The following is an 18,475-nucleotide window of genomic DNA, read 5'->3' on the forward strand; positions in this document are numbered from 1 at the left end:
GCGTCTTACGCGCCAAAGCTCTCCGGCATCTGCACCGCCACCACCTCGCCGCGCGCGGTAGCGACACCGTCGACCAGCACCGTGGCTTCCACGATCACCTTGCGGCCCTTGATCTCCTTCACCCGGCCCCGAATTTCAAGCGTGCTCGCGATGGGGGTCGGTTTCAGGTAGTCGACGTGCAACGAACCGGTGACGAAGCGAAACGCAGGCAGCGTGTCCATGTCGCGGCCCTCGGCGCGGTACATGGCGGCCGCGGCCGTGCCGGTGCTGTGGCAGTCGATCAAGGAAGCAATCAAACCACCGTAGGTAAAGCCGGGCACGGCCGTGTGCTGGGGCAGCGGCGTGAAGCGCGTGACGGTCTCCTCGCCATCCCAAAAAGTCTTGATCTGGTGGCCGTGCGCGTTCAGCCGGCCGCAGCCGTAACAATGCGCCAGATTTTCCGGGTAGTAGTCTTGAAAAGCTTTCATGGATTCTTTCAGGGTTAAAAATGTGGAGCGCCTTTGTTGCGCGACCCGGTGGGACGGGCCCAAGCAATCAGGACACAACCCAGCCAGCCGCTCTGGCCAGCATCAATGCCGCCACCCCCAAGCTGAACCAGGCAAACGCCTGTTGCAGACGGGCGGCGTTGAGCTTGCCGGCCAGCTGGCGTCCCAGCAGCAAGGCCAACACGGCGCCCAAGGCGAACGGCAGCGCCACCGCCCAGGGCAGCGAGCCGTGCCAGGCCGCGGCGGAAACCCCGCTCAGGGAAACCAGGGCAATCACCGCCAGCGACGTCACCTGAACACTGCGCATGTCCAGATCGGTGTACCGCGTCAGCGCCGGGACGATGACAAAACCGCCACCGACGCCGAGCAAGCCGCTGAGCAGTCCCGAGATCAGGCCGGTGCCAGCCAGCGCGCGGGCGCACGGCAGCGTCCAGGTCAGGCGTTGATCCGCATGGCTCACATGGCAGGGCACGGCCACCGGGCTTTGTCGGCTCGGCGGCGGGCGTTTGAGCATGCGCCACGCGGTGTAAATCAGCACCAGGGCGAAGGCGGCCAGCAACGGCCGGTTCGGCAGCCGCTGTGCCATGAAGACGCCCAGCGGCGCCACCAGCATGCCGGCCACCCCGATCAAGCCGGCGGCGCGGTAGCGCACGATGCGCTGGCGCAGTCCCAGCGTCGCACCTAAAGCGGCGGCCAGGCCGACCGCCACCAAACCCACCGGCGCCGCTTGTTGCACCGGCAGGTGCAGGCCAAATACCAGCAGCGGGATCGCCAGTACGCCGCCGCCGGCGCCGGTCAGGGCCAGCATGGCGCCAATGATGGCACCGAGTGCAATCGCCAGGGTCATGGGTTCCATCGGTGGGCGCTCAGAGGACGTTGATTGGAATCTTGAGGTAGCGCACGCCGTTGTCTTCCGGCGGCGGCAGTTGGCCCGCCCGCACATTGACCTGCACGGAAGGCAACAGCAGCCGCGGCATTGCCAGGATTTTGTCGCGCGCCGTGCGCATGCTGACAAACTCGGCTTGCGTGATGCCGTCATGCACATGGATGTTTTTTTCGCGCTCCTGCCGCACGGTGGTGACCCATGCCGGTGCGCGTCCCGCCGGGGGATAGTCGTGGCACAGATGGAGTTGTGTCTCGGGCGCGAGGGCCAGCACCTTGTGGATTGAGCGGTACAGGGTGGCGGCGTCGCCGCCGGGAAAGTCGCAGCGTGCCGAGCCGTAGTCGGGCATGAACAGCGTGTCGCCGATAAACGCATGCTGGCCCACCACGTAGGTCAGACAGGCCGGGGTGTGGCCCGGCGTGTGCATGACGCGGACGTCGAGGGCCCCGATTTGGAACAACTCACCGTCCTCAAACAGGTGATCAAACTCAGCGCCTTCGGTGTTCATGTCCGGGGCATTGAAGAGCTTCTTGAATACCGCCTGGACGTCGCAAATATGGCGCCCGATGCCCATTTTTCCACCCAGTTGCGCCTTGAGATAAGGCGCGGCCGACAAGTGATCGGCGTGGGCGTGCGTCTCCAGCAGCCATGCCACCGTCAGCCCCGCTTGCCGGACATGCTCGATGACTTTGTCAGCGCTGGCGTGTGAAGTACGACCCGACTTCGGATCGTAGTCCAGCACACTGTCGATGATGGCCGCACGGCGCGTCACCGGGTCGGACACGATGTGCGTGACAGTGGCCGTGTCGAGATCAAAGAAGGATTGGATGGTGGGTTCTTGCATGGGGTGGTTCGGCGGGCGGCTCGTGTTAGCCGAAGGTCGGCACGCTGGGTTTCACGACCGGTTTGCCGGCACCCGACCAGGCGTCAAACCCGCCGCTGATGGACTGGACCTGCAGATAGCCCATCTCATGCAGCGCGCAGGCCGCCAGTGCGGCGCGGCCGCTGGTCTTGCAGTACAACACGATCTTGAGGTCGCGCGAGCTGAGTTCCGGGGCGTTGCTGAGCTTGAATTCCAGCATGCCACGCGAGGCATGAATGGCGCCGGGCAGGTGGCCCGCGCCGTACTCGTCGGCCTCGCGCACGTCGAGCAACACATCGGCCTCACGAATGGCCTGGTCGGCATCCGCAAGAGAGACTTCCTGAATGCGTGACTTGGCAGCGGTAACGAGGTCGTGAACAGTTTTCATCGGAGCTTCTTTCTGATTCAGGTTAAAACAATAGCCACCACACGGGTGGTTTGCCGGCTATATTTTCGGTTTTTGGCGCAGGCACGATCACCACTTGACCCGGGCATTCATGGGGTGGGCGCTTAAGCGACCCAACCCCATTTTTTGAAAATCGCTGCACCAGCGGGGGATGCTAAGAAATCAACGAATTCCTGGGCTGTGGCTTTCGTCTTGCCCAGCGTCGTCAAGACAACCCCCGTATCACGGAAAACGGCATACTCAGGTTCAATGCGAACAACATCCGCCAAGCTGGGGTTGGCTACTTGCCAAATATTCCAAATGAGCCACACGTCTATCTCGGGCTTGTCAATCCATTGCTGACGCGCTTCAGCGCTGTTTTTGGCGTAACCCACAATATTTTTACGCATGTTCTTGACGGTATTGATGTTGCCCTTGCGCCCGGCCATATCTTCCCAAACACCGTTTTGCCCTGCGCCGTTGACCACTAAAATTTTCACGCCCGGCTTAAGCAAGCTGTTAACACCGGTGATTTTTTGGGGGTTGCCTGGTCGGACCAGAATGGACAGGGGTCTGAGGTACAAGGGCTGTACCTCCGTATGTGAGATGCTGCCGCCCAAGGCTTGAACAAAGTCGGTCATCATGGTTTCTGAACCACTGTAGATGATGTCAGCATCATTTTTTGCCTTGTCCACCCATTGCGGTGTAGGGCCAGCCGTGACTTCAATCTTGACCCCCGTTTTCTTTTCAAACGCAGCGGCAGCCTCTTTCATGGCCGGCGCTGGACCGCCCGGACCATAGACGCGCAATGCGTCTTGTGCGTGTGCTGTGGTGATGGCGGCAAAAGCGCAGATCAAAACAGGAAAAATAGCTTTCGAAAATAATTTCATGGTTTCACTTTTTCAGTCAATGACTGATGTTTACAAGATGTATACGACCCGTCTTGATGGTCAAAAGAGACCCCCGGCGGAAAGCAAAGGGTCGACAAATTAATTACAGCGATTTGGTCGAGTAGTACCAGTCCGTCGTGTCGTAGCCTTCAGTGAGGCGCTTGTCGGCGGCCGCTGCGGTCTTGGGTGGTGGCACGATCACGGGGCAGCCTGGCGTCCAGTTTTCAGGTGTGGCTACGCCGTTGGCATCAGACGTCTGCATGGCGGTCAGCAGGCGCACGAACTCGTCAATACTGCGGCCATTGCTCATGGGGTAGTACACCATGGCACGCAAAATACCTTTGGGGTCAATGAAGAACGTTGCGCGCACGGCCTGCGTGTCGGCGGCGCCCGGGTGGATCATGCCGTAGGCGCGGGCCACATCCATCTTGATGTCTTCAATGATCGGGAATGGAATGTCAACGCCAAATTTTTCCTTGATATTGCGCGTCCATGCCAAGTGTGAAAACAGGCTGTCAATCGACAGGCCGAGCAACTCGCAACCCATCTCGGTGAACTTGGGTGCGGCCTTGGCAAACCCGATGAACTCCGTGGTGCAGACGGGTGTGAAATCGGCGGGATGCGAGAAAAGAATCAGCCACTTTCCCTTGTAGTCGGCGAGCGTGCGGTCGCCATGCGTGGTCTTGACATTGAAGTCAGGCGCCTGCTCGTTGAGATGGGGGAAGCTGACTTGTTGAACATTTTCCATAACTAACTCCTTGGGTAAAACTCATTTAACTGAGACTGTCACTTTCGACACCTGAATATTAAGCGCTTGCTTATATTTAATCCAATGCATTGCGGTAATCCTCACGATAGCTAATGCTTATCGACTTTCTAAAATTGATTGCGATGGATCAACAGCGTGCACAGCGGCGTCCTGTAGCGGGGCTGAAACCGCCTGCTGCAAAAAGCCAATGACCTGCGGCAGATGTTCCTCCATGGCCTGACCGGAATCGTGCCCGCCCTTCATTGCAATGCGGCGCACCTGCCCCGGTCGCCCCGCCGCCAGCAGGCGTCGGGCGTCGTCGAAGGGCACGGTCGCATCGTCTGTCCCGTGCACCAGCAGCACCGGGCAATGCGCCCGTGCCATGCTGTGCAGCGGGGCAATGTCGTCAAAGCGCGCGCCAATGACGCGCTGCACATGGCGCAGCACGTACCAGCCCAGCACCGGGTAAGGGATGCGGGCGGCCCCCAGAAAACGACGCATGACCTCACGCGGATGCGCAAAGGCGCTCAGGCTAACCACCGCGCGCAGGTCGGGGCGCCGTGTCGCGCTGAGCAACGCCGCCCCGGCACCCACGGAGTGGCCGATCACGGCCAGGCGGCGGCCATCCACGCAGGACTGCCGTTGCAGCCAGTCCATGCCGGCTTCAATGTCTTCGGCAAAGCGGGGCAAGGAGGTGAAGGCTTCGCCATCACTGTCGCCATGGCAACGGGCATCGACCAGCAGCACGGCAAAGCCTGCCGCGTGCAGCGGCGCGGCGGCGGGCAACATCAGGCTGGCATTGGCGCCCCACCCGTGCATGACCACCACTGCCGGGGCCGGGGCCCCACCGGGCGCAGGGACAAACCAGGCAAACAACGTTTTTCCGCCCGCCGAAGGCAGCCGCACGGACTGCGCCACCAGCCCCCATGCCGCCGGGCTGTCCTGATGCGGGAGCCGCGGCGCGCGCAGCCCGCGCAAGATCAGGGCATGCACCCCGGCGCGACCAGCCCATACACCGGCCAAGGCCAGCGCGCCTGCCAGCAGCATCAGGGCGCCAGTCCCAGCGCCTGGCGCAACTCGGCCTCAGTCTGGGCGTAGCGCACCTGGGTAACCTGGCCGTCTTTGAGCGTCAGCACGGTGGCCGCGCCAGGACGACGCGGCAGATCAGCCACGGCAGCCGCCTCGCGCGCCAGCCCGATCGGGAACGGCAGCTCGCGCAGTTTTGGCAGCGCAAACATGCGCGTGACGATGCTCGGCATGGCGCTGATGTCGGCAATATAAATCGCCTGCAACCGGTCCAGCACCCCGGCGCTTTGTCCCTTGAAAACCTGATTGACAAAATCACTCGGCGCTTTTTCGGCCGTAAATACCAGCATTTGGGTCGACGCATTGAGTGCAACAGGTTTGCCATGCTGGTCTTCAAGGACCCGCGCTGGCATCGGGTTACCAGGGACCAACGGTGCCGCGCCAGCCCACAAGGGGACGCACGCGGCTGCGCACCACAGGGCGCGGCGCAATTGAAAGGCGAATGGTTTCATGTGATCTGACTTTCGTGACTCAGGCCGTACAACTGTGGCTGCCATCGGTGTTGACCAGATGATTGGCCATCTGGGAAAAAGTTTCAATCAGACGGGCGCGAAACGCGACGTCCGCCACCTGCTCGGTCAGCGCCTGCGTCATGCACAGCATCCACTCGTCGCGCACCACCGAACCGACTGCGTAGGGGGCGTGGCGCATGCGCAATCGCGGATGCCCCTTTTTTTCGATGTAGAGAGACGGCCCGCCAAACCAGCCCGACAGAAATTCGAACAGACTCTGGGCACTGCCGTTGAGGCTTTCCGGGTGCATTTGACGCACGGTGTAGGCCTCGGGCAGCTCATCCATCAACGCATAAAAGCGCTGCACCAGGCGCTGCACGCCGGCCTCGCCGCCCAGCGTGTCATAAAGGGTTGTGGTTGCTTCAGCAGCAGTTTGTGGCATAGCCCATCCTTATCTAGGAACCAAGAAAACCGATTTTTCCGTCAAGTGACCCGCCGAGTCCAGCGCGTCAATCTGAAACTGCATCGCATGCGAACCCGGAGCCGCCACATCCGCCGGCGCCTGCACCCGCACCGGCACCACCCGCGCCTCGGTCGAGGCCACCATCACCACGTCTTCCGACGTCACCACCAGGCCTGGCAGACCAGACACGGTGATTTTGTAGTGTTGCGGCGCCTCGGTGGCGTTCATCACCTGCAGACGGTACACGTTCTCGATCTTGCCACCGGCCACTTCGCGCGCCATGACGCCGCGGTCGCGCACCACATTCACCTTGAACGGTGTACGCAGTGCCAGACTAACCAACATGGCCATGACGATGGTAGCCAGAATAGCGGTGTAGACCAAGACCCGCGGCCGCAGCACATGGCGCAAGGTCTGCGCCTGGGTCCAGTGCTGCTGCATGGCGTTCTCTGTCGTGTACTTGATCAGGCCGCGGGCGTAGCCCATTTTGTCCATCACGGTGTCGCACACATCGACGCAGGCGCCGCAGCCAATGCACTCGTACTGCAGGCCTTTGCGGATGTCAATGCCGGTGGGGCAGACCTGGACGCACAGACTGCAGTCGACGCAGGCGCCCAGATTCAGCGTGGTGATATCGGCCTTGCGGGAGCGGGCGCCGCGGGGCTCGCCGCGCTCCTCGTCATAGGTGACGATCAAGGTGTCTTTGTCAAACATGGCGCTTTGAAAGCGCGCGTACGGGCACATGTGTTTGCACACCTGCTCGCGCATGAAACCGGCGTTGCCGTAGGTGGCAAAGCCGTAGAAGAAGGTCCAGAACACTTCCCACGAGCTCATGCTCATCTGCAGAAACTCCAGGCCCAGGTCTTTGATCGGGGTGAAGTAGCCGACAAAGGTGAAGCCGGTCCACAGCGCCACCGCCAGCCAGACCAGGTGTTTGGCGGTTTTGCGCCCCACTTTGTCGAGCGACAGCGGCTTGGCGTCGCGGCGCATGCGGGCCGAGCGGTCGCCTTCAAACTTCTTCTCGATCCAGAGGAAGATTTCGGTGTAGACCGTTTGCGGGCAGGCATAACCGCACCACAGGCGGCCGGCCACGGCGGTGAAGAGAAACAGCGAGAGCGCGGAGATGACCAGAATGCCGGTCAGGTAGATGAAGTCCTGCGGGTACAGCACCAGGCCAAAGATGTAGAAGCGCCGGCTCCCCAGATCAAACAATATGGCTTGCCGTTGGCCCCATTCGAGCCATGGCAAGCCATAAAACACGAGCTGGGTCAGGAACACCATGCCCCAGCGCCAACTGGAGAACAGGCCCGAGACGCTGCGGGGGTAAATCTTCTCGTGCGAGGCGTACAGTGAAATCAACACTTCTTCCGCCTCTTGCGGCACGATGGGGATGACTTTTCTGACCTCGTGGGTTTCGTTATTCACGTGGTTTCCTTCAATTGATCGGTTTCACTGGCGTGGGGCTGCTGCAGGTGGCCCAGCACGGGCGGGTCGGGCAGCGCCGCTATTTGCGCTAAAAATTCATCGCGGGTCAGCCCGGCAAACAAGGGATGCCAGCGCCGCTGCTCCAGCACCGTGCTGACGGCGCGGGCGCGCTGCTCATGGCCGGCGAACAGCAGAGTCTCGTCGGGCAGGTTGAAGACGCGTTGCGTCACGCTGTCCCACAAGGCCTCGGGCGCGGCCGGACTGGGCTGGTGCGGCCGGACGGGGCTGGTGCGGGCAGGCCTGCACGGCCAGCAGGCCACCGCAAAACAGCCGGTCGCGCCAGGCAAAGCTCAGGCAGGTGGCAGTGTGGCCGGGCGTGGCCAGCACGCGCACCAGCTCATGGCCGAACGGCAGCACGTCGCCATCGGCGGCGCTGCGTGCCAAGCCTTCGGCATGGCCTTGCAGCAGCGGGGCCTCCAGCCGGGCCAGCAGCGCTTGTTCCTGCGGTTGCAAATGGTCGTGCTGGTGGGTGCGCAGCACCCAGCGCAAGCGCAACTCGCGTTCGGCCAGCAGCGCTGTCAGGACGAGCAGATCGGCCCCGCGCAGGTCAATCAACACGGCCTCACGCGTGTCGAGGTCGGCCAGCAAATAGGTGAGCTCACCACTGGCTTCGTCGTGAAGGATGCGGAAATACATATCAAACTCCCCAGCGCAGCCAGGCCGCCACGATCAGCCCCAACGAACAAGACCAGCCCGAGAACAGCCGGCGCCAAAGCCAGTGGCGTGGCACGAAGCCGACCCCGTGCACGAATCCAGCGCTCATGGCACAGAACAGGGCCATCGCCAAGCCATGGTCGACCGTCCCATTGGCGCGCGCAAATACCAACGGATAAATGCTTCCCCCCAGCATGATGACCAGCGCCGCGATCAGGCTGGGCAGATGAATGGCCGCCCGGTCTGGCACGGTTGGCGCAACCCCTTCATGCACAGCCGATGACATCACCGGCGTCACCATGGATCGTCCCCTTTACGCGCCTGTGCGCGGGCCGCCTCATTCTCGCCCCACATGGCGTTAAGAATGGCCAGCAAGACGGCAAAGCCGACTCCCAGTATCCAGGCGAAATACCACATTTTCTTCTCCTTTATGTTAATGTTCAGGCGGCGCTTGCGTCGTCTTCACCGATCAGCAGTCGGCTATCAGAGAGGTATTTGTGCGGCGGCACTTCCAGGTTGCTTGGTGCCGGTTTGTTTTTGAAGACGCGGCCCGCCAGGTCAAACGTGGAGCCGTGGCAGGGGCAGAAGAAGCCGCCCTGCCAGTCGCCACCCATGCTCGGGTTGCTGGAGCCGGCCGGCACTTTGCTGGGCGAGCAGCCGAGGTGGGTGCAGATGCCCACCGCGACAAATACTTCGGGCTTGATGGAACGGTGTTCGTTGCGCGCGTAGTCAGGCTGCTGATTGACTTTTGACGCCGGGTCGACCAACTGGCTGTCCAATGCGGACAACGCAGCCAGCATCTCCGGCGTGCGGCGCATCAGCCACACCGGCTTGCCACGCCATTCCACCATCTTGAGTTCGCCGGGCAGGATGTCTGCAATGTCGGCCTCCACGCTCGCGCCCATGGCACGGGCGCGTTCGCTGGGCGCAAAGCTGGTAACAAACGGGACCGCTGTCGCTACCGCGGCCACGCCTGCGGTGGCGGCGGTGATCAGGACCCACTTGCGACGCTCGGCATCGTGTTCATGGGTAGGGTCGGCAAGGGAGGTAAAGGCAGGGCAAGTCGTCATGACATTCTCTTGGTTGGCAAGCTAAAAGGGAGGGTCAGTACGCGGCATGCTCGTGTTCCTTGATGAAAGCGGCGGTTACTTTGCCGCGCATGACGCGGTAGGCCCAGGACGTGTAGAGCACGATCAGCGGCATGAAAATCAGCGTCGCCCAAAACATGATGCCCAGGCTCAGGTGGCTGGAGACACTGTCCCACACCGTCAGGCTGGCGGCCGGCATGGAGCTCGACGGCATGATGAAGGGGAACATGGAAGCGCCCGCCGTGCCTATCACGCCCACCAGGGCCAGCGACGAAGCCACAAAAGCGCTCAGCGTGTGACGCGCCAGCAGCAAGCCAGCCGCCAGCAGGGCACCTGCCACACCCAGGGCGGGCAGCAGCCAGATCAAGGGCTGGCGGCCATAGTTGGCCATCCAGGCGCCGGCCTCGCGCACCACCGTCTTGCTCAGCGGGTCTGGCAGCGCGGCGGGATCGATGACCGAGGAAATGCGGTAGCCGTCAATGCTTTGCAGCCACACGCCCGCCGCCACAAAAGCCAGCACCATGATGATCGCCGCCCCGATGGCACCCTTGATCGCCCGCGCCTGAATCACGCCTTCGGTACGGTGCGCCAGATAGGTGCCGCCGTGCATCGTGATCATGGCGCTGCTCACCACGCCGGCCAGCAGGGCAAACGGGTTGAGCAACTGCCAGAAACTGCCGGTGTAGGTGGAGACCAGGTAGTTGTCGAACTGAAACGGCACACCCTGCAGCAGGTTGCCAAAGGCCACGCCAAAGATCAACGGCGGCACCGCGCCGCCGATGAACAGGCCCCAGTCCCAGGTGCTGCGCCAAGTGGCGTTGTGAATTTTGCTGCGATAGTCAAACCCAACCGGGCGGAAGAACAGCGCCCACAGCACCACCAGCATGGCCCAGTAAAAACCGCTGAACGCCGTGGCATAGACGAGCGGCCAGGCCGCAAAGATGGCACCACCACCGGTGATGAACCAGACCTGGTTGCCTTCCCAGTGCGGCCCCACGGTGTTGATCACCACGCGGCGCTCCAGGTCGCTCTTGCCGACAAAGGGCAGCAGCGTGCCCACGCCCATGTCGTGGCCGTCCATGATGGCAAAGCCCACCAGCAGCACGCCCACCAGCAGCCACCAGATGATCTTGAGAGTTGAGTAGTCAAGCATGTGTTTTTCCTCTTGTGTTCAATCAGGCGTGGGCGGGTTCCAGGTCATAGCGGCCGGTACCCAAACTGCCGGGCCCCATGCGCGCAAACTTGACCATCAGAAACATCTCCACCACCAACAGCACGGTGTAGAAACCAATATAGCCGGCAAGCGAGCCATACAGGCTGTTGACGCTCAGCGTGGACACGCTCATATGGGTCGGCAGCACGCCGTAAATCGTCCAGGGCTGGCGTCCGTACTCGGCCACAAACCAGCCCAGCTCACACGCAATCCAGGGCGCGGGCAGCATCCATAACGCCCACTTGAGCAGCCATGATTTTTGCATGTTGACGGATTTGAGCGTGTTCCAGAAGGCCAGCCCAAACAGCAGCAGCATCGCAAAACCCAGACCGACCATGATGCGGAAAGCCCAGAACATCGGCGTCACGCGCGGCACGGTGTCGTTCACCGCGCGCTCAATGATCGCGGGCGTGGCCTGGTTCACATCAGCCACATATTTTTTGAGCAGCAGACCAAAACCAAGGTCGGCCTTGTGACCCTCGAACACCTTTTTCGCCACCGAATCATCGCGATGGGCACGCAGGGCTTCGAGTGCGTTCACGGCCACAATACCACGCAGAATACGTTCACGGTTCTTGGTCTTGATCTCGTGGATGCCGGGAATTTCTTTGCTGATGGAGCGCGTGCCGATCAGGCCCATGAGCCACGGAATCTCGATTTCCCAGTCGTTCTTTTGTTCGGCTTCGTTGATGTCGGCCACCAGCGTCAGGCCAGCCGGTGCCGGTTTGGTCTCCCACATGGCTTCCATGGCCGCCAGCTTGGTCTGCTGGGCCTCGCCCACGGTGTAGCCAGATTCGTCCCCCAGCACAATCACGCTCAGCACCGACGCCAGGCCAAAGGCGGCGGCGACGCGAAAGCTGCGTTTTGCAAATTCAACATCGCGCCTTTTGAGCAAATACCAGCTGGAGATGGATAGCACAAACATGGCGCCCGTCACGTAGCCGGCCGACACCGTGTGCACGAACTTGGCCTGTGCGTCGGGGTTGAACACCACAGCCCAGAAGTCGACCATTTCCATGCGCATGGTCAGGTAACTGAACTCGGAGCCCACGGGGTTTTGCATCCAGCCATTGGCAATCAAGATCCACAGTGCGCTGAGGTTGGTGCCGATCGACATGAGGACCGTTACCATCAAGTGCTGCGTTCGGCTCAAGCGATCCCAGCCGAAGAAAAACAGCCCGATCATGGTCGATTCGAGAAAGAAGGCCATCAGCCCTTCAATCGCCAACGGCGCGCCAAAAATGTCGCCTACATAGTGCGAGTAATAGGCCCAGTTGGTACCAAACTGGAACTCCAGCGTGATGCCGGTGGTCACGCCCAAGGCAAAGTTAATGCCGAACAGCTTGCCCCAGAAGCGCGTCATGTCCTTCCAGACCACGTTGCCCGTCATGACATAAACGCTCTCCATGATGACCAGCAGCCACACCATGCCAATGGTCAGTGGCACAAACAGAAAGTGGTACAGGGCCGTGGCGGCAAACTGCAGCCGTGACAGGTTGACCAGTTCTTCAGAAATCATTGCGGTAGTCCTTTGGCCGGGATGGGGGCGCTCTGCAAAAACTGCGCGGCCACGCTGTTTGTGTCCACCGTCACACGTTGTTCCCGCACAAAACCCCACCACAGCGCCACCAGCACGGCGAGCTTGATCACCAGCACCACAGCCAGTTTTCTAACGAGGGTTTTGTCCAGAGGTTTCATGACAGTCATTACGCTTATCCCTACTGTATATCAAGAACCGCGCCACAACGGCGCCCGTTTGAATCCCGTTTTAATTCAAGGACTTACGTTTTCAAGCGGCCTCTGTCGCCTGTTTTTCAGGGGAATTACTGCCACAATTGGCAAAAGCTGCCATTTTTGGCATAAGCTGACATTCCTCACACAAGGAGCCCCTGTGAAGCCATTGCCCGAACTCATGTCGTATTTGGAAGGATTGAGCGAGCCGCACATCCTGTTTGACACGCAGTACCGCATCCTGGCCGCCAACGCCGCTTACCGGCGTCAGTTCAGCCCCGAGCGCAGCGTGGTCGGGCGCACCTGCTACGAGGTCTCGCATCGTTTTAACGTGCCGTGCGACCAGGCGGGCGAATCGTGCCCCTTGCTCAAGGCGCGCGAATCCGGCCAGCGCGAGCGGGTGCTGCATCTGCACCACACGCCCAAGGGCGAGGCCTACGTCAATATTGAACTGGCGCCGCTGCTGGATGCGACTGGCCAGCAGGCCTTCTACATTGAAAAAATGGAGGCGCTGCGTGTGGCGCAGGGCCAGTCGGCCGCACAAGGCCTGATTGGCCGGGCGCCCGCCTTCCAGCACATGCTGGCGCTGGTGGCCCGTGTCGCGCCGTCGCAGGCGACGGTCTTGTTGCTGGGGGAATCGGGCACCGGCAAAGAGTTGGTGGCCCGTGCCGTGCACGAGACCAGTCCACGCGCCCACCGCGCCCTGGTGGCGGTGGACTGCGCCAGTCTGCCGGAAAACCTGTTTGAGTCCGAGCTGTTTGGCCACGAACGCGGCGCCTTCACCGGCGCCAACACCGCCCGCGGTGGGCTGGTGGAGGCGGCCAGCGGCGGCACGCTGTTTCTGGACGAAGTGGGCGATATTCCGCTGGTGATGCAGGTGAAGCTGCTGCGCCTGCTGGAGACCGGCACCTACCGCCGCGTCGGCAGCACCGAGCAGCGCCATGCCGATATTCGCGTGGTGTCAGCGACCCACCGCGACCTCGACCGGATGGTGGCGGCGGGAACCTTTCGGGAAGACTTGTACTACCGGCTGAGCACCTTTCCGATCCACCTGCCGTCCTTGCGCGAGCGCCGTGACGATATTGGGCTGCTGGCGGCGGCCCTGCTGGAGCGGGTGGCGCCGCAACGCAAGCTGCAGATCAGCGAACCGGCGCTGCGCCTGCTGCAAGAGCAGGACTACCCCGGCAATGTGCGTGAACTGCGCAACCTGCTGGAACGCACGGCGCTGCTGTGTGACGGCGACACGCTGGAAGCCGGCCATGTGCAGCAGGCGCTGCGGTCCGGCCGGCGCCCGGCCGCTGCGCCGCCACGCAATCTGCCAGCGCCCGATCGCGCCACCGCCGCCAGCGATACCGCGGACATCCCTCCGGTGCCCGGCGCCCTCAAGACGCTGGAGCGCGCAGCGCTGCAGCAATTGGTCAGCGGCCACCAGGGCAGCCGGGCCGCGCTGGCCGCCCAACTGGGCATCAGCGAGCGCTCGCTGTACCGCAAGCTGAAGGCACTGCAATGAGTGCAATTCACTATAAATTTTATAGCTGCTTACGCAATAAAGATAAGGGATAGCGCCCTATTTCTTATAAAAACAGCCAAGCCAGCCTAGTCCACCGCGCGCCGCTCGGAGCGGCTCAGCGTCCACGTCAATCCGATGCCGGCGCTGGTGCCCTGCGATTGCAGGAAGAGCGGACTGGCGCGGTTGGCGCCACCGTCATAACGCTCGTAGCGGACAAACGCAAACACGCGCACATCCGGCGTCAGGTCTTAGGAGGTGGCCAAGCCCAAGCGGGTCGCAATCAGGCCGGCCTGCGCCTCGTAAGCCGGGCGGGTGGTGTTGGCAAATTCCGGCGCCACGCCGTAAAAATAGCTGTTCAGCCGGCGGTCACCAAAGACCAGGCTGCCACTGGCAGAACCGCGCCAGCCGGCGTGGACATCACGGCTTTCATAGACCAGCTCAGGCTCGAACGACGCGCCTTGGGGATGCACGCCACGCTTGAGTTCCAGCACGGCGCGCACCGGCAACTCCAGCCGCAGCTGGCTGCCAGGGGTTGGCCGGGCCAGGATCAGCTTCAGGCGCGGACCAAATTCGACCAGGGTGCCCAGGTCCGGCATGCCGCGGCGCGCGGCAATGTCTTCGGAGTTGGCCGGCAAGGAGGCGGCAAACCCGATATCGAACTCATAGTCATCCGACCGCAATACGCGGGCGCTGATGCTGCTGCGGTCAATGCGCAGCACCTCGCCGCGGTACATGGCATAGGGCAGGATCAGGGCGCGGGACGAACGCTCGGTTGACGCCGGGTAAGCGGGCATGGACACGACACCGCCGGCCACGCCGACCTCCCACAACGGCAGGCCGCCGTCCTGCGCCTGGGCGCTCAGTGCGGCGGCCCAAAAAACAGCACCAATCAGGGCAGACAATTTCATGGCGATTCCTGATCCGCCCCTTGGCAGCGTGCGGACTTCACTGCTCAGGTGGGCAATTGCCGCGCCACCATCTCCACCACGCTGTCGATCTTGGTGTTCCACTGGTCCGCTTCGGCGCCAGCCATGAAGTTCAGGCGGCAACTGGCGCAAGAAACGACGACGGTGTCGGCCCCGGTGGCCTCGATCTGTTCGCGCTTGATGGCCCAGGCCTTGTGGCGCAGGCCTTCGGCGCGGTTCAGCAGGAAGACGCCGGCGCCACCGCCGCAGCACCAGTTCTTCTCGGCCGTGGGCGTGGTCTCAATCAGGTTCATGCCCAGCGCCTGGAGCGCGGCGCGCGGCTCGTCCATCACCCCGCCATGGCGGGCGAGCTTGCAGGCGTCGTGGTAGGTGATCTTGCGGTTGGCTTCTTCCCCCTTTGCCGGCAACAGCTGCAGGCGCCCGCTGCTGATTTCGCGGCCGATGTATTCAGAGACCGCCAGCACCTCAAACGGCAGCGGCTGCCCGTCAGCCAGTCGGCCCTCCCAGCGCAGCGCCGGGTAGGCGTGGCCGCACTCGGGCAGGATGACCGTTTTGGCGCCAATGACGAGCGCCTCGTCAATCAGGCGTTGCGTGGCGGCATGCTGCAGCGCCTCGCTGCCCGAAAGCAGGCCGAAATTGGCCGCCTCGAAACCGGCGCTGCGCAGCGTCCAGCGCACGCCCAGATGGTTGAGGATGCGCGCCGTGGCGGCGAGCGCGTCCTGGTACAGCAGCACGTCGATCACGGTGCTCACCAGCATCACGTCGGCCTTCGGTTCGTCCAGCGGCAGCGCAATGCCCTGGCCGCGCAGCACGTCCAGCGTCTGCTTGAGTTCCGTCGGGCCGACGCCGAACACCGTGCCGCGGCCGGCTTGCTCCTGCGCCACTGCCTGCAATTCGAGCGGCGCCAAGCCGGCCTCAAACAACGCTTCCCGCATGACATTGACGCCGCGTGCCGTGTTGACGCCCATCGGGCAGATCATGCTGCAGCGGCCGCATTCGGTGCAGGAGTCGTAGACCAGTTCCTGCCATTCCTTCAGGTCGTCCACCGTGATGTCGGGCGTGAACAAACGCTTCAAAGGCGCGAAGGCCGAGGTCTCGCGCGCATGCACCCGGCGCAGCAGATCGAGCTTGCGGCTCGGGCTGTACTTGGGGTCCTGCGTGCTCTGGTAAAAATGGCAGGCTTCCGAGCAGTAGCCGCAGTTGACGCAGGCTTCAAGGTCGAGCGCCAAGCCGCGGTCGGTCTTGGCGCGCATGACGGCTTTGGCCTTCGTCACCCGCTCAGCATCGGTCAGCGCCGTGGGCTGCGCCATCTCGGGCAGGTGGTGAATGGCGTCCAGAAAGCCGTGAAAAATGTCCATGTTAATCATGAGCGCACCCCGCGACGACCGAAGAAAGTGGCCAGTTGCATGCGCGCCGGCAGCACCCAAAAGGCATGCATCAGCTTGCCAAACGGAAACCACACCAGCAGCAGTTCCAGCGTCAGCAAGTGCACCGCCAGCGGACCGCGATAAATCGCATGGTCACGCGCCAGGATGGTGGCGGACGGGTCGCCAATCACCGCCATGCCGGTGATGAAGGGCAGAAAGGTGACGGTCCAGGTGATCCAGTCGTCGGCGTTCGAGATTTTCTTCAGCACCGGGTCGGTCAGGCGAAACATCATGGCCAGCAGCAGCGAGACGATGGTGGCACCGGCGGCCAGGTACATCACCAGGTCCGGCAACGCCGGCCACGACAGGCCGACCAGACGATGGACAAAGGCAATGTGCGGCGCGTAGCCCAGCAGCACGAGTGCCAGCCCGATGTGAAACACATAGGGATTGAAGGTGACCAGCGTGGCGCTGGGGTGAAAGCCGCCGCTTGGCACCATGCGGGTGAAGGCCGCGCTGAGGGCGGCCCCGGTGCCGAAGGCCTGGCGCGCCGGCGCACCGGGCGCGGGCAAGACCGGCAGGCGCCACAGGGCAAAGAGGCGCCAGCAAACGCCTACGACGAAGATCACAAGCGACACGATCAGCAAGGGACCGCGTACCCAGTCAAGGAAATCCATGAGACACCTTTTTCAAAATTCAACGTTGAACACTACGGCGCATCTTGCGGCCGTCCATTGCTGTTCGTCAAGCCGGGGCCACGCGACGGGCGGTGCGGAGGCGGTACGGCAGGCAGCCCCGGCCGCATTCGACCTGATGGCAAAAGTGGCCGCACATTTGGGATATCAGTGCTCGGCGTGCAGCTTGGCGTGAATGCGCCGCGTCGTGTACCAGACCGCCCACAGCACCAGCGGCACCAGCGCGCCGGCCGCCATTTCCGGGTTCAGCGGCACGCCCGCCGCCTTGAGCGCCTTGCCGCCATAGAGCAGCAGGCTGATGACGTAATACGAGATGGCGGCGATCGACAGCCCTTCCACCGTGCTTTGCAGACGCAGCTGCAGCTCCTGCCCGCGTGTCAGCTTTTCCAGCAGTTGCTGGTTTTGCACTTCGGTGGCAATGTCGACCCGTGTGCGCAGCAGCGCGCTGGTGCGCGACACCCGTTCCGACAGCGAGGCCAGCCGCTGCGCCGTCGCCGCCACCGTGGCCATGGCCGGCGACAGGCGCCGCTGCATGAACTCGCCAATGGTCTGGGTGCCGGAGATCGCTTTCTCGCGCAGCTCGGTGATGCGCTGGCCGACCAGCGTGTCGTAGGCCCGCGTCGCCGAGAAGCGGTAGATGTGCTCGGCCGTGGCGCGCTCGACCCGGGCCGCCAGCGAGACCAGCGTGTCGAGCAAGTCCTGATCGGAGGCAGTCTTGTGTTCCAGCCGCGCCGTGATGCCGGCCAGCGCGTCTTCGGCCTCGGCCAGCATCGGCCCGAGTTGCTTGGCCACCGGCAGGCCACGCAGCGCCATCAAACGGTAGGTTTCCAGCTCCAGCAGGCGCTGCGAGATGCGCCCGGTGCGGGTCTCGCTGGTGCCGGGCGGCGCCACCACCAGCATGCGCTCAAAACCGTCGGCGCCGATGCGGAACTCGGTTAGCGCCCACGAGTGGCCCTGGGCCTGCCCTGGCGTCAGCAGCGGGTTCGGCACATGGCCCAGCTGCGAAGCCACCACGGTGCGGCCGCCAAACCAGGCTTGCGCCTGCGCCATCAGGGCCCGCTGGTCGGTCAAATCGCCGTGCAGCATGGCCATCTGGATGGCGGCCACGGTACGTCCGGGAATGCTGCGCAGCCAGTCCGGCGCCACCACCAGGGCCGACAACAAATCCGGCTCTTCGGCCCCGAGCAGCGCCCCGGCGGGCAGCGCCTGCACGATGGAGTAACGCGTGAACTCGGTGTGCCGCTCCCACTTGACGGTGTAACCCTCAAAACGCAGCCGCAAAAAATTGCCGTGTAAACGGTCCAGCGGCAGCTCCTGCTGGCCGGGCAGGCGGCGCAGATGGGCGCATTCCTGCTCGCGCGTGACGCCCGCATTCAGCACCGCCACGTAGATGATGAGCGCCGGCAGGCGCACCCGCGCCGACGGCCGCGCATGCACCTCGTTGTGCAGCGTGACCCGCAGCGGATCATCCGGCGGCAGCAGGGAGGTCAGGGGCGCAAGAGCGGTTGGAGCGGACCGGGGGTCCAGTGGGGCGGTAGGTTGCATGCGGGCT

At 63.0% G+C, this 18,475-nt stretch carries 22 protein-coding genes and 1 pseudogene; 1 reads left to right on the plus strand and 22 read right to left on the minus strand.

The annotated features are described in order from the left end of the window. Positions 1-5: 5 nt before the first annotated feature. From HHJ17_RS12600 to cydP, 18 genes are all read right to left on the minus strand, one after another. Positions 6-467, minus strand: coding sequence for a PaaI family thioesterase (locus HHJ17_RS12600; RefSeq protein WP_296506003.1), 462 nt, complete (start codon positions 465-467; stop codon positions 6-8). A 67-nt stretch (positions 468-534) separates the two neighbouring features. Next, the gene (locus HHJ17_RS12605) at positions 535-1,341 is read right to left on the minus strand and encodes a sulfite exporter TauE/SafE family protein (RefSeq protein ID WP_296506004.1); all 807 of its coding nucleotides are present in this window, start codon (positions 1,339-1,341) and stop codon (positions 535-537) included. Between the two features lie 10 nt (positions 1,342-1,351). Next, positions 1,352-2,212 carry an MBL fold metallo-hydrolase gene (locus HHJ17_RS12610; RefSeq protein WP_296506005.1) on the minus strand — a complete coding sequence of 287 codons (861 nt, stop codon included), beginning with the start codon at positions 2,210-2,212 and terminating at the stop codon, positions 1,352-1,354. 25 nt (positions 2,213-2,237) lie between these two features. Next, the gene (locus HHJ17_RS12615; protein WP_296497191.1) at positions 2,238-2,618 is read right to left on the minus strand and encodes a rhodanese-like domain-containing protein; all 381 of its coding nucleotides are present in this window, start codon (positions 2,616-2,618) and stop codon (positions 2,238-2,240) included. A 122-nt stretch (positions 2,619-2,740) separates the two neighbouring features. After that, on the minus strand, positions 2,741-3,505 hold the full coding sequence (locus HHJ17_RS12620) for an extracellular solute-binding protein (protein WP_296497188.1): 765 nt from the start codon (positions 3,503-3,505) through the stop codon (positions 2,741-2,743). Between the two features lie 103 nt (positions 3,506-3,608). After that, a complete protein-coding gene (locus HHJ17_RS12625) occupies positions 3,609-4,253 on the minus strand; it encodes a peroxiredoxin (protein ID WP_296497185.1) in 645 nt (214 codons plus the stop codon). A gap of 117 nt (positions 4,254-4,370) precedes the next feature. After that, positions 4,371-5,300 (minus strand): alpha/beta fold hydrolase, encoded by a 930-nt coding sequence (locus HHJ17_RS12630; RefSeq protein ID WP_296497183.1) that lies wholly within the window; start codon positions 5,298-5,300, stop codon positions 4,371-4,373. Beyond that, positions 5,300-5,791 (minus strand): hypothetical protein, encoded by a 492-nt coding sequence (locus HHJ17_RS12635; RefSeq protein WP_296497179.1) that lies wholly within the window; start codon positions 5,789-5,791, stop codon positions 5,300-5,302. The genes HHJ17_RS12630 and HHJ17_RS12635 overlap by 1 nt, the downstream gene beginning before the upstream one ends. Positions 5,792-5,810: 19 nt before the next feature. After that, positions 5,811-6,233, minus strand: a complete 423-nt coding sequence (locus HHJ17_RS12640) for a group II truncated hemoglobin (protein ID WP_296497177.1) — start codon at positions 6,231-6,233, stop codon at positions 5,811-5,813. Between the two features lie 9 nt (positions 6,234-6,242). Continuing rightward, positions 6,243-7,679: a cytochrome c oxidase accessory protein CcoG gene (gene ccoG, locus HHJ17_RS12645; protein WP_296497174.1), complete on the minus strand. Its 1,437-nt coding sequence runs from the start codon at positions 7,677-7,679 to the stop codon at positions 6,243-6,245. Continuing rightward, on the minus strand, positions 7,676-7,909 hold the full coding sequence (locus HHJ17_RS12650) for a hypothetical protein (protein WP_296497172.1): 234 nt from the start codon (positions 7,907-7,909) through the stop codon (positions 7,676-7,678). The genes ccoG and HHJ17_RS12650 overlap by 4 nt, the downstream gene beginning before the upstream one ends. Beyond that, positions 7,854-8,375, minus strand: a complete 522-nt coding sequence (locus tag HHJ17_RS12655) for a hypothetical protein (RefSeq protein WP_296497169.1) — start codon at positions 8,373-8,375, stop codon at positions 7,854-7,856. The genes HHJ17_RS12650 and HHJ17_RS12655 overlap by 56 nt, the downstream gene beginning before the upstream one ends. 1 nt (position 8,376) lies before the next feature. Beyond that, a complete protein-coding gene (locus tag HHJ17_RS12660; RefSeq protein ID WP_296497318.1) occupies positions 8,377-8,679 on the minus strand; it encodes a cyd operon YbgE family protein in 303 nt (100 codons plus the stop codon). An 8-nt stretch (positions 8,680-8,687) separates the two neighbouring features. Continuing rightward, the gene (gene cydX, locus HHJ17_RS12665) at positions 8,688-8,810 is read right to left on the minus strand and encodes a cytochrome bd-I oxidase subunit CydX (RefSeq protein WP_296497164.1); all 123 of its coding nucleotides are present in this window, start codon (positions 8,808-8,810) and stop codon (positions 8,688-8,690) included. 23 nt (positions 8,811-8,833) lie between these two features. After that, positions 8,834-9,463 (minus strand): ubiquinol-cytochrome c reductase iron-sulfur subunit, encoded by a 630-nt coding sequence (gene petA, locus HHJ17_RS12670; RefSeq protein WP_296497161.1) that lies wholly within the window; start codon positions 9,461-9,463, stop codon positions 8,834-8,836. 34 nt (positions 9,464-9,497) lie between these two features. Beyond that, on the minus strand, positions 9,498-10,634 hold the full coding sequence (gene cydB / locus HHJ17_RS12675) for a cytochrome d ubiquinol oxidase subunit II (RefSeq protein WP_296497158.1): 1,137 nt from the start codon (positions 10,632-10,634) through the stop codon (positions 9,498-9,500). A gap of 22 nt (positions 10,635-10,656) precedes the next feature. Beyond that, complete coding sequence (locus HHJ17_RS12680) at positions 10,657-12,213, minus strand: cytochrome ubiquinol oxidase subunit I (protein WP_296497156.1); 1,557 nt, start codon at positions 12,211-12,213, stop codon at positions 10,657-10,659. After that, complete coding sequence (cydP, locus tag HHJ17_RS12685; protein WP_296506007.1) at positions 12,210-12,401, minus strand: cytochrome oxidase putative small subunit CydP; 192 nt, start codon at positions 12,399-12,401, stop codon at positions 12,210-12,212. Before cydP ends, HHJ17_RS12680 begins: the two co-directional genes overlap by 4 nt. Before the next feature lie 205 nt (positions 12,402-12,606). Between cydP and HHJ17_RS12690 the strand changes: the two genes are divergently transcribed. Then, positions 12,607-13,935: a sigma-54-dependent Fis family transcriptional regulator gene (locus tag HHJ17_RS12690; RefSeq protein ID WP_296506371.1), complete on the plus strand. Its 1,329-nt coding sequence runs from the start codon at positions 12,607-12,609 to the stop codon at positions 13,933-13,935. Positions 13,936-14,021: 86 nt separating this feature from the next. On the opposite strand, the pseudogene HHJ17_RS12695 reads toward HHJ17_RS12690, so the two are convergent. The 4 genes and pseudogenes from HHJ17_RS12695 to HHJ17_RS12710 all read right to left on the minus strand — a co-directional run bounded on the left by HHJ17_RS12695 (position 14,022) and on the right by HHJ17_RS12710 (position 18,468). Beyond that, positions 14,022-14,843 (minus strand): annotated as a pseudogene (locus HHJ17_RS12695) (MipA/OmpV family protein). Between the two features lie 44 nt (positions 14,844-14,887). Further along, positions 14,888-16,228 carry a (Fe-S)-binding protein gene (locus tag HHJ17_RS12700; RefSeq protein ID WP_296497150.1) on the minus strand — a complete coding sequence of 447 codons (1,341 nt, stop codon included), beginning with the start codon at positions 16,226-16,228 and terminating at the stop codon, positions 14,888-14,890. Then, complete coding sequence (locus HHJ17_RS12705) at positions 16,225-16,905, minus strand: hypothetical protein (RefSeq protein WP_296497147.1); 681 nt, start codon at positions 16,903-16,905, stop codon at positions 16,225-16,227. The genes HHJ17_RS12700 and HHJ17_RS12705 overlap by 4 nt, the downstream gene beginning before the upstream one ends. Before the next feature lie 165 nt (positions 16,906-17,070). Further along, the gene (locus HHJ17_RS12710) at positions 17,071-18,468 is read right to left on the minus strand and encodes a DUF3422 family protein (RefSeq protein WP_296497145.1); all 1,398 of its coding nucleotides are present in this window, start codon (positions 18,466-18,468) and stop codon (positions 17,071-17,073) included. Between the last annotated feature and the right edge of the window lie 7 nt (positions 18,469-18,475).

This window comes from Rhodoferax sp. (assembly GCF_012927445.1).
Lineage (GTDB): Bacteria > Pseudomonadota > Gammaproteobacteria > Burkholderiales > Burkholderiaceae_C > Rhodoferax.

Bases quoted from the DNA above. Each gene is read 5' to 3' on its own strand.
- HHJ17_RS12625 (WP_296497185.1), bottom strand. From the start codon at position 4,253: ATGGAAAATGTTCAACAAGTCAGCTTCCCCCATCTCAACGAGCAGGCG.
- cydB (WP_296497158.1), bottom strand. From the start codon at position 10,634: ATGCTTGACTACTCAACTCTCAAGATCATCTGGTGGCTGCTGGTGGGC.
- HHJ17_RS12710 (WP_296497145.1), bottom strand. From the start codon at position 18,468: ATGCAACCTACCGCCCCACTGGACCCCCGGTCCGCTCCAACCGCTCTT.
- HHJ17_RS12615 (WP_296497191.1), bottom strand. From the start codon at position 2,618: ATGAAAACTGTTCACGACCTCGTTACCGCTGCCAAGTCACGCATTCAG.
- HHJ17_RS12605 (WP_296506004.1), bottom strand. From the start codon at position 1,341: ATGGAACCCATGACCCTGGCGATTGCACTCGGTGCCATCATTGGCGCC.
- HHJ17_RS12690 (WP_296506371.1), top strand. From the start codon at position 12,607: ATGTCGTATTTGGAAGGATTGAGCGAGCCGCACATCCTGTTTGACACG.
- HHJ17_RS12610 (WP_296506005.1), bottom strand. From the start codon at position 2,212: ATGCAAGAACCCACCATCCAATCCTTCTTTGATCTCGACACGGCCACT.
- HHJ17_RS12660 (WP_296497318.1), bottom strand. From the start codon at position 8,679: ATGTCATCGGCTGTGCATGAAGGGGTTGCGCCAACCGTGCCAGACCGG.
- HHJ17_RS12700 (WP_296497150.1), bottom strand. From the start codon at position 16,228: ATGATTAACATGGACATTTTTCACGGCTTTCTGGACGCCATTCACCAC.
- HHJ17_RS12620 (WP_296497188.1), bottom strand. From the start codon at position 3,505: ATGAAATTATTTTCGAAAGCTATTTTTCCTGTTTTGATCTGCGCTTTT.
- cydP (WP_296506007.1), bottom strand. From the start codon at position 12,401: ATGACTGTCATGAAACCTCTGGACAAAACCCTCGTTAGAAAACTGGCT.
- cydX (WP_296497164.1), bottom strand. From the start codon at position 8,810: ATGTGGTATTTCGCCTGGATACTGGGAGTCGGCTTTGCCGTCTTGCTG.
- HHJ17_RS12630 (WP_296497183.1), bottom strand. From the start codon at position 5,300: ATGCTGCTGGCAGGCGCGCTGGCCTTGGCCGGTGTATGGGCTGGTCGC.
- HHJ17_RS12705 (WP_296497147.1), bottom strand. From the start codon at position 16,905: ATGGATTTCCTTGACTGGGTACGCGGTCCCTTGCTGATCGTGTCGCTT.
- HHJ17_RS12640 (WP_296497177.1), bottom strand. From the start codon at position 6,233: ATGCCACAAACTGCTGCTGAAGCAACCACAACCCTTTATGACACGCTG.
- HHJ17_RS12635 (WP_296497179.1), bottom strand. From the start codon at position 5,791: ATGAAACCATTCGCCTTTCAATTGCGCCGCGCCCTGTGGTGCGCAGCC.
- HHJ17_RS12680 (WP_296497156.1), bottom strand. From the start codon at position 12,213: ATGATTTCTGAAGAACTGGTCAACCTGTCACGGCTGCAGTTTGCCGCC.
- HHJ17_RS12655 (WP_296497169.1), bottom strand. From the start codon at position 8,375: ATGTATTTCCGCATCCTTCACGACGAAGCCAGTGGTGAGCTCACCTAT.
- petA (WP_296497161.1), bottom strand. From the start codon at position 9,463: ATGACGACTTGCCCTGCCTTTACCTCCCTTGCCGACCCTACCCATGAA.
- HHJ17_RS12600 (WP_296506003.1), bottom strand. From the start codon at position 467: ATGAAAGCTTTTCAAGACTACTACCCGGAAAATCTGGCGCATTGTTAC.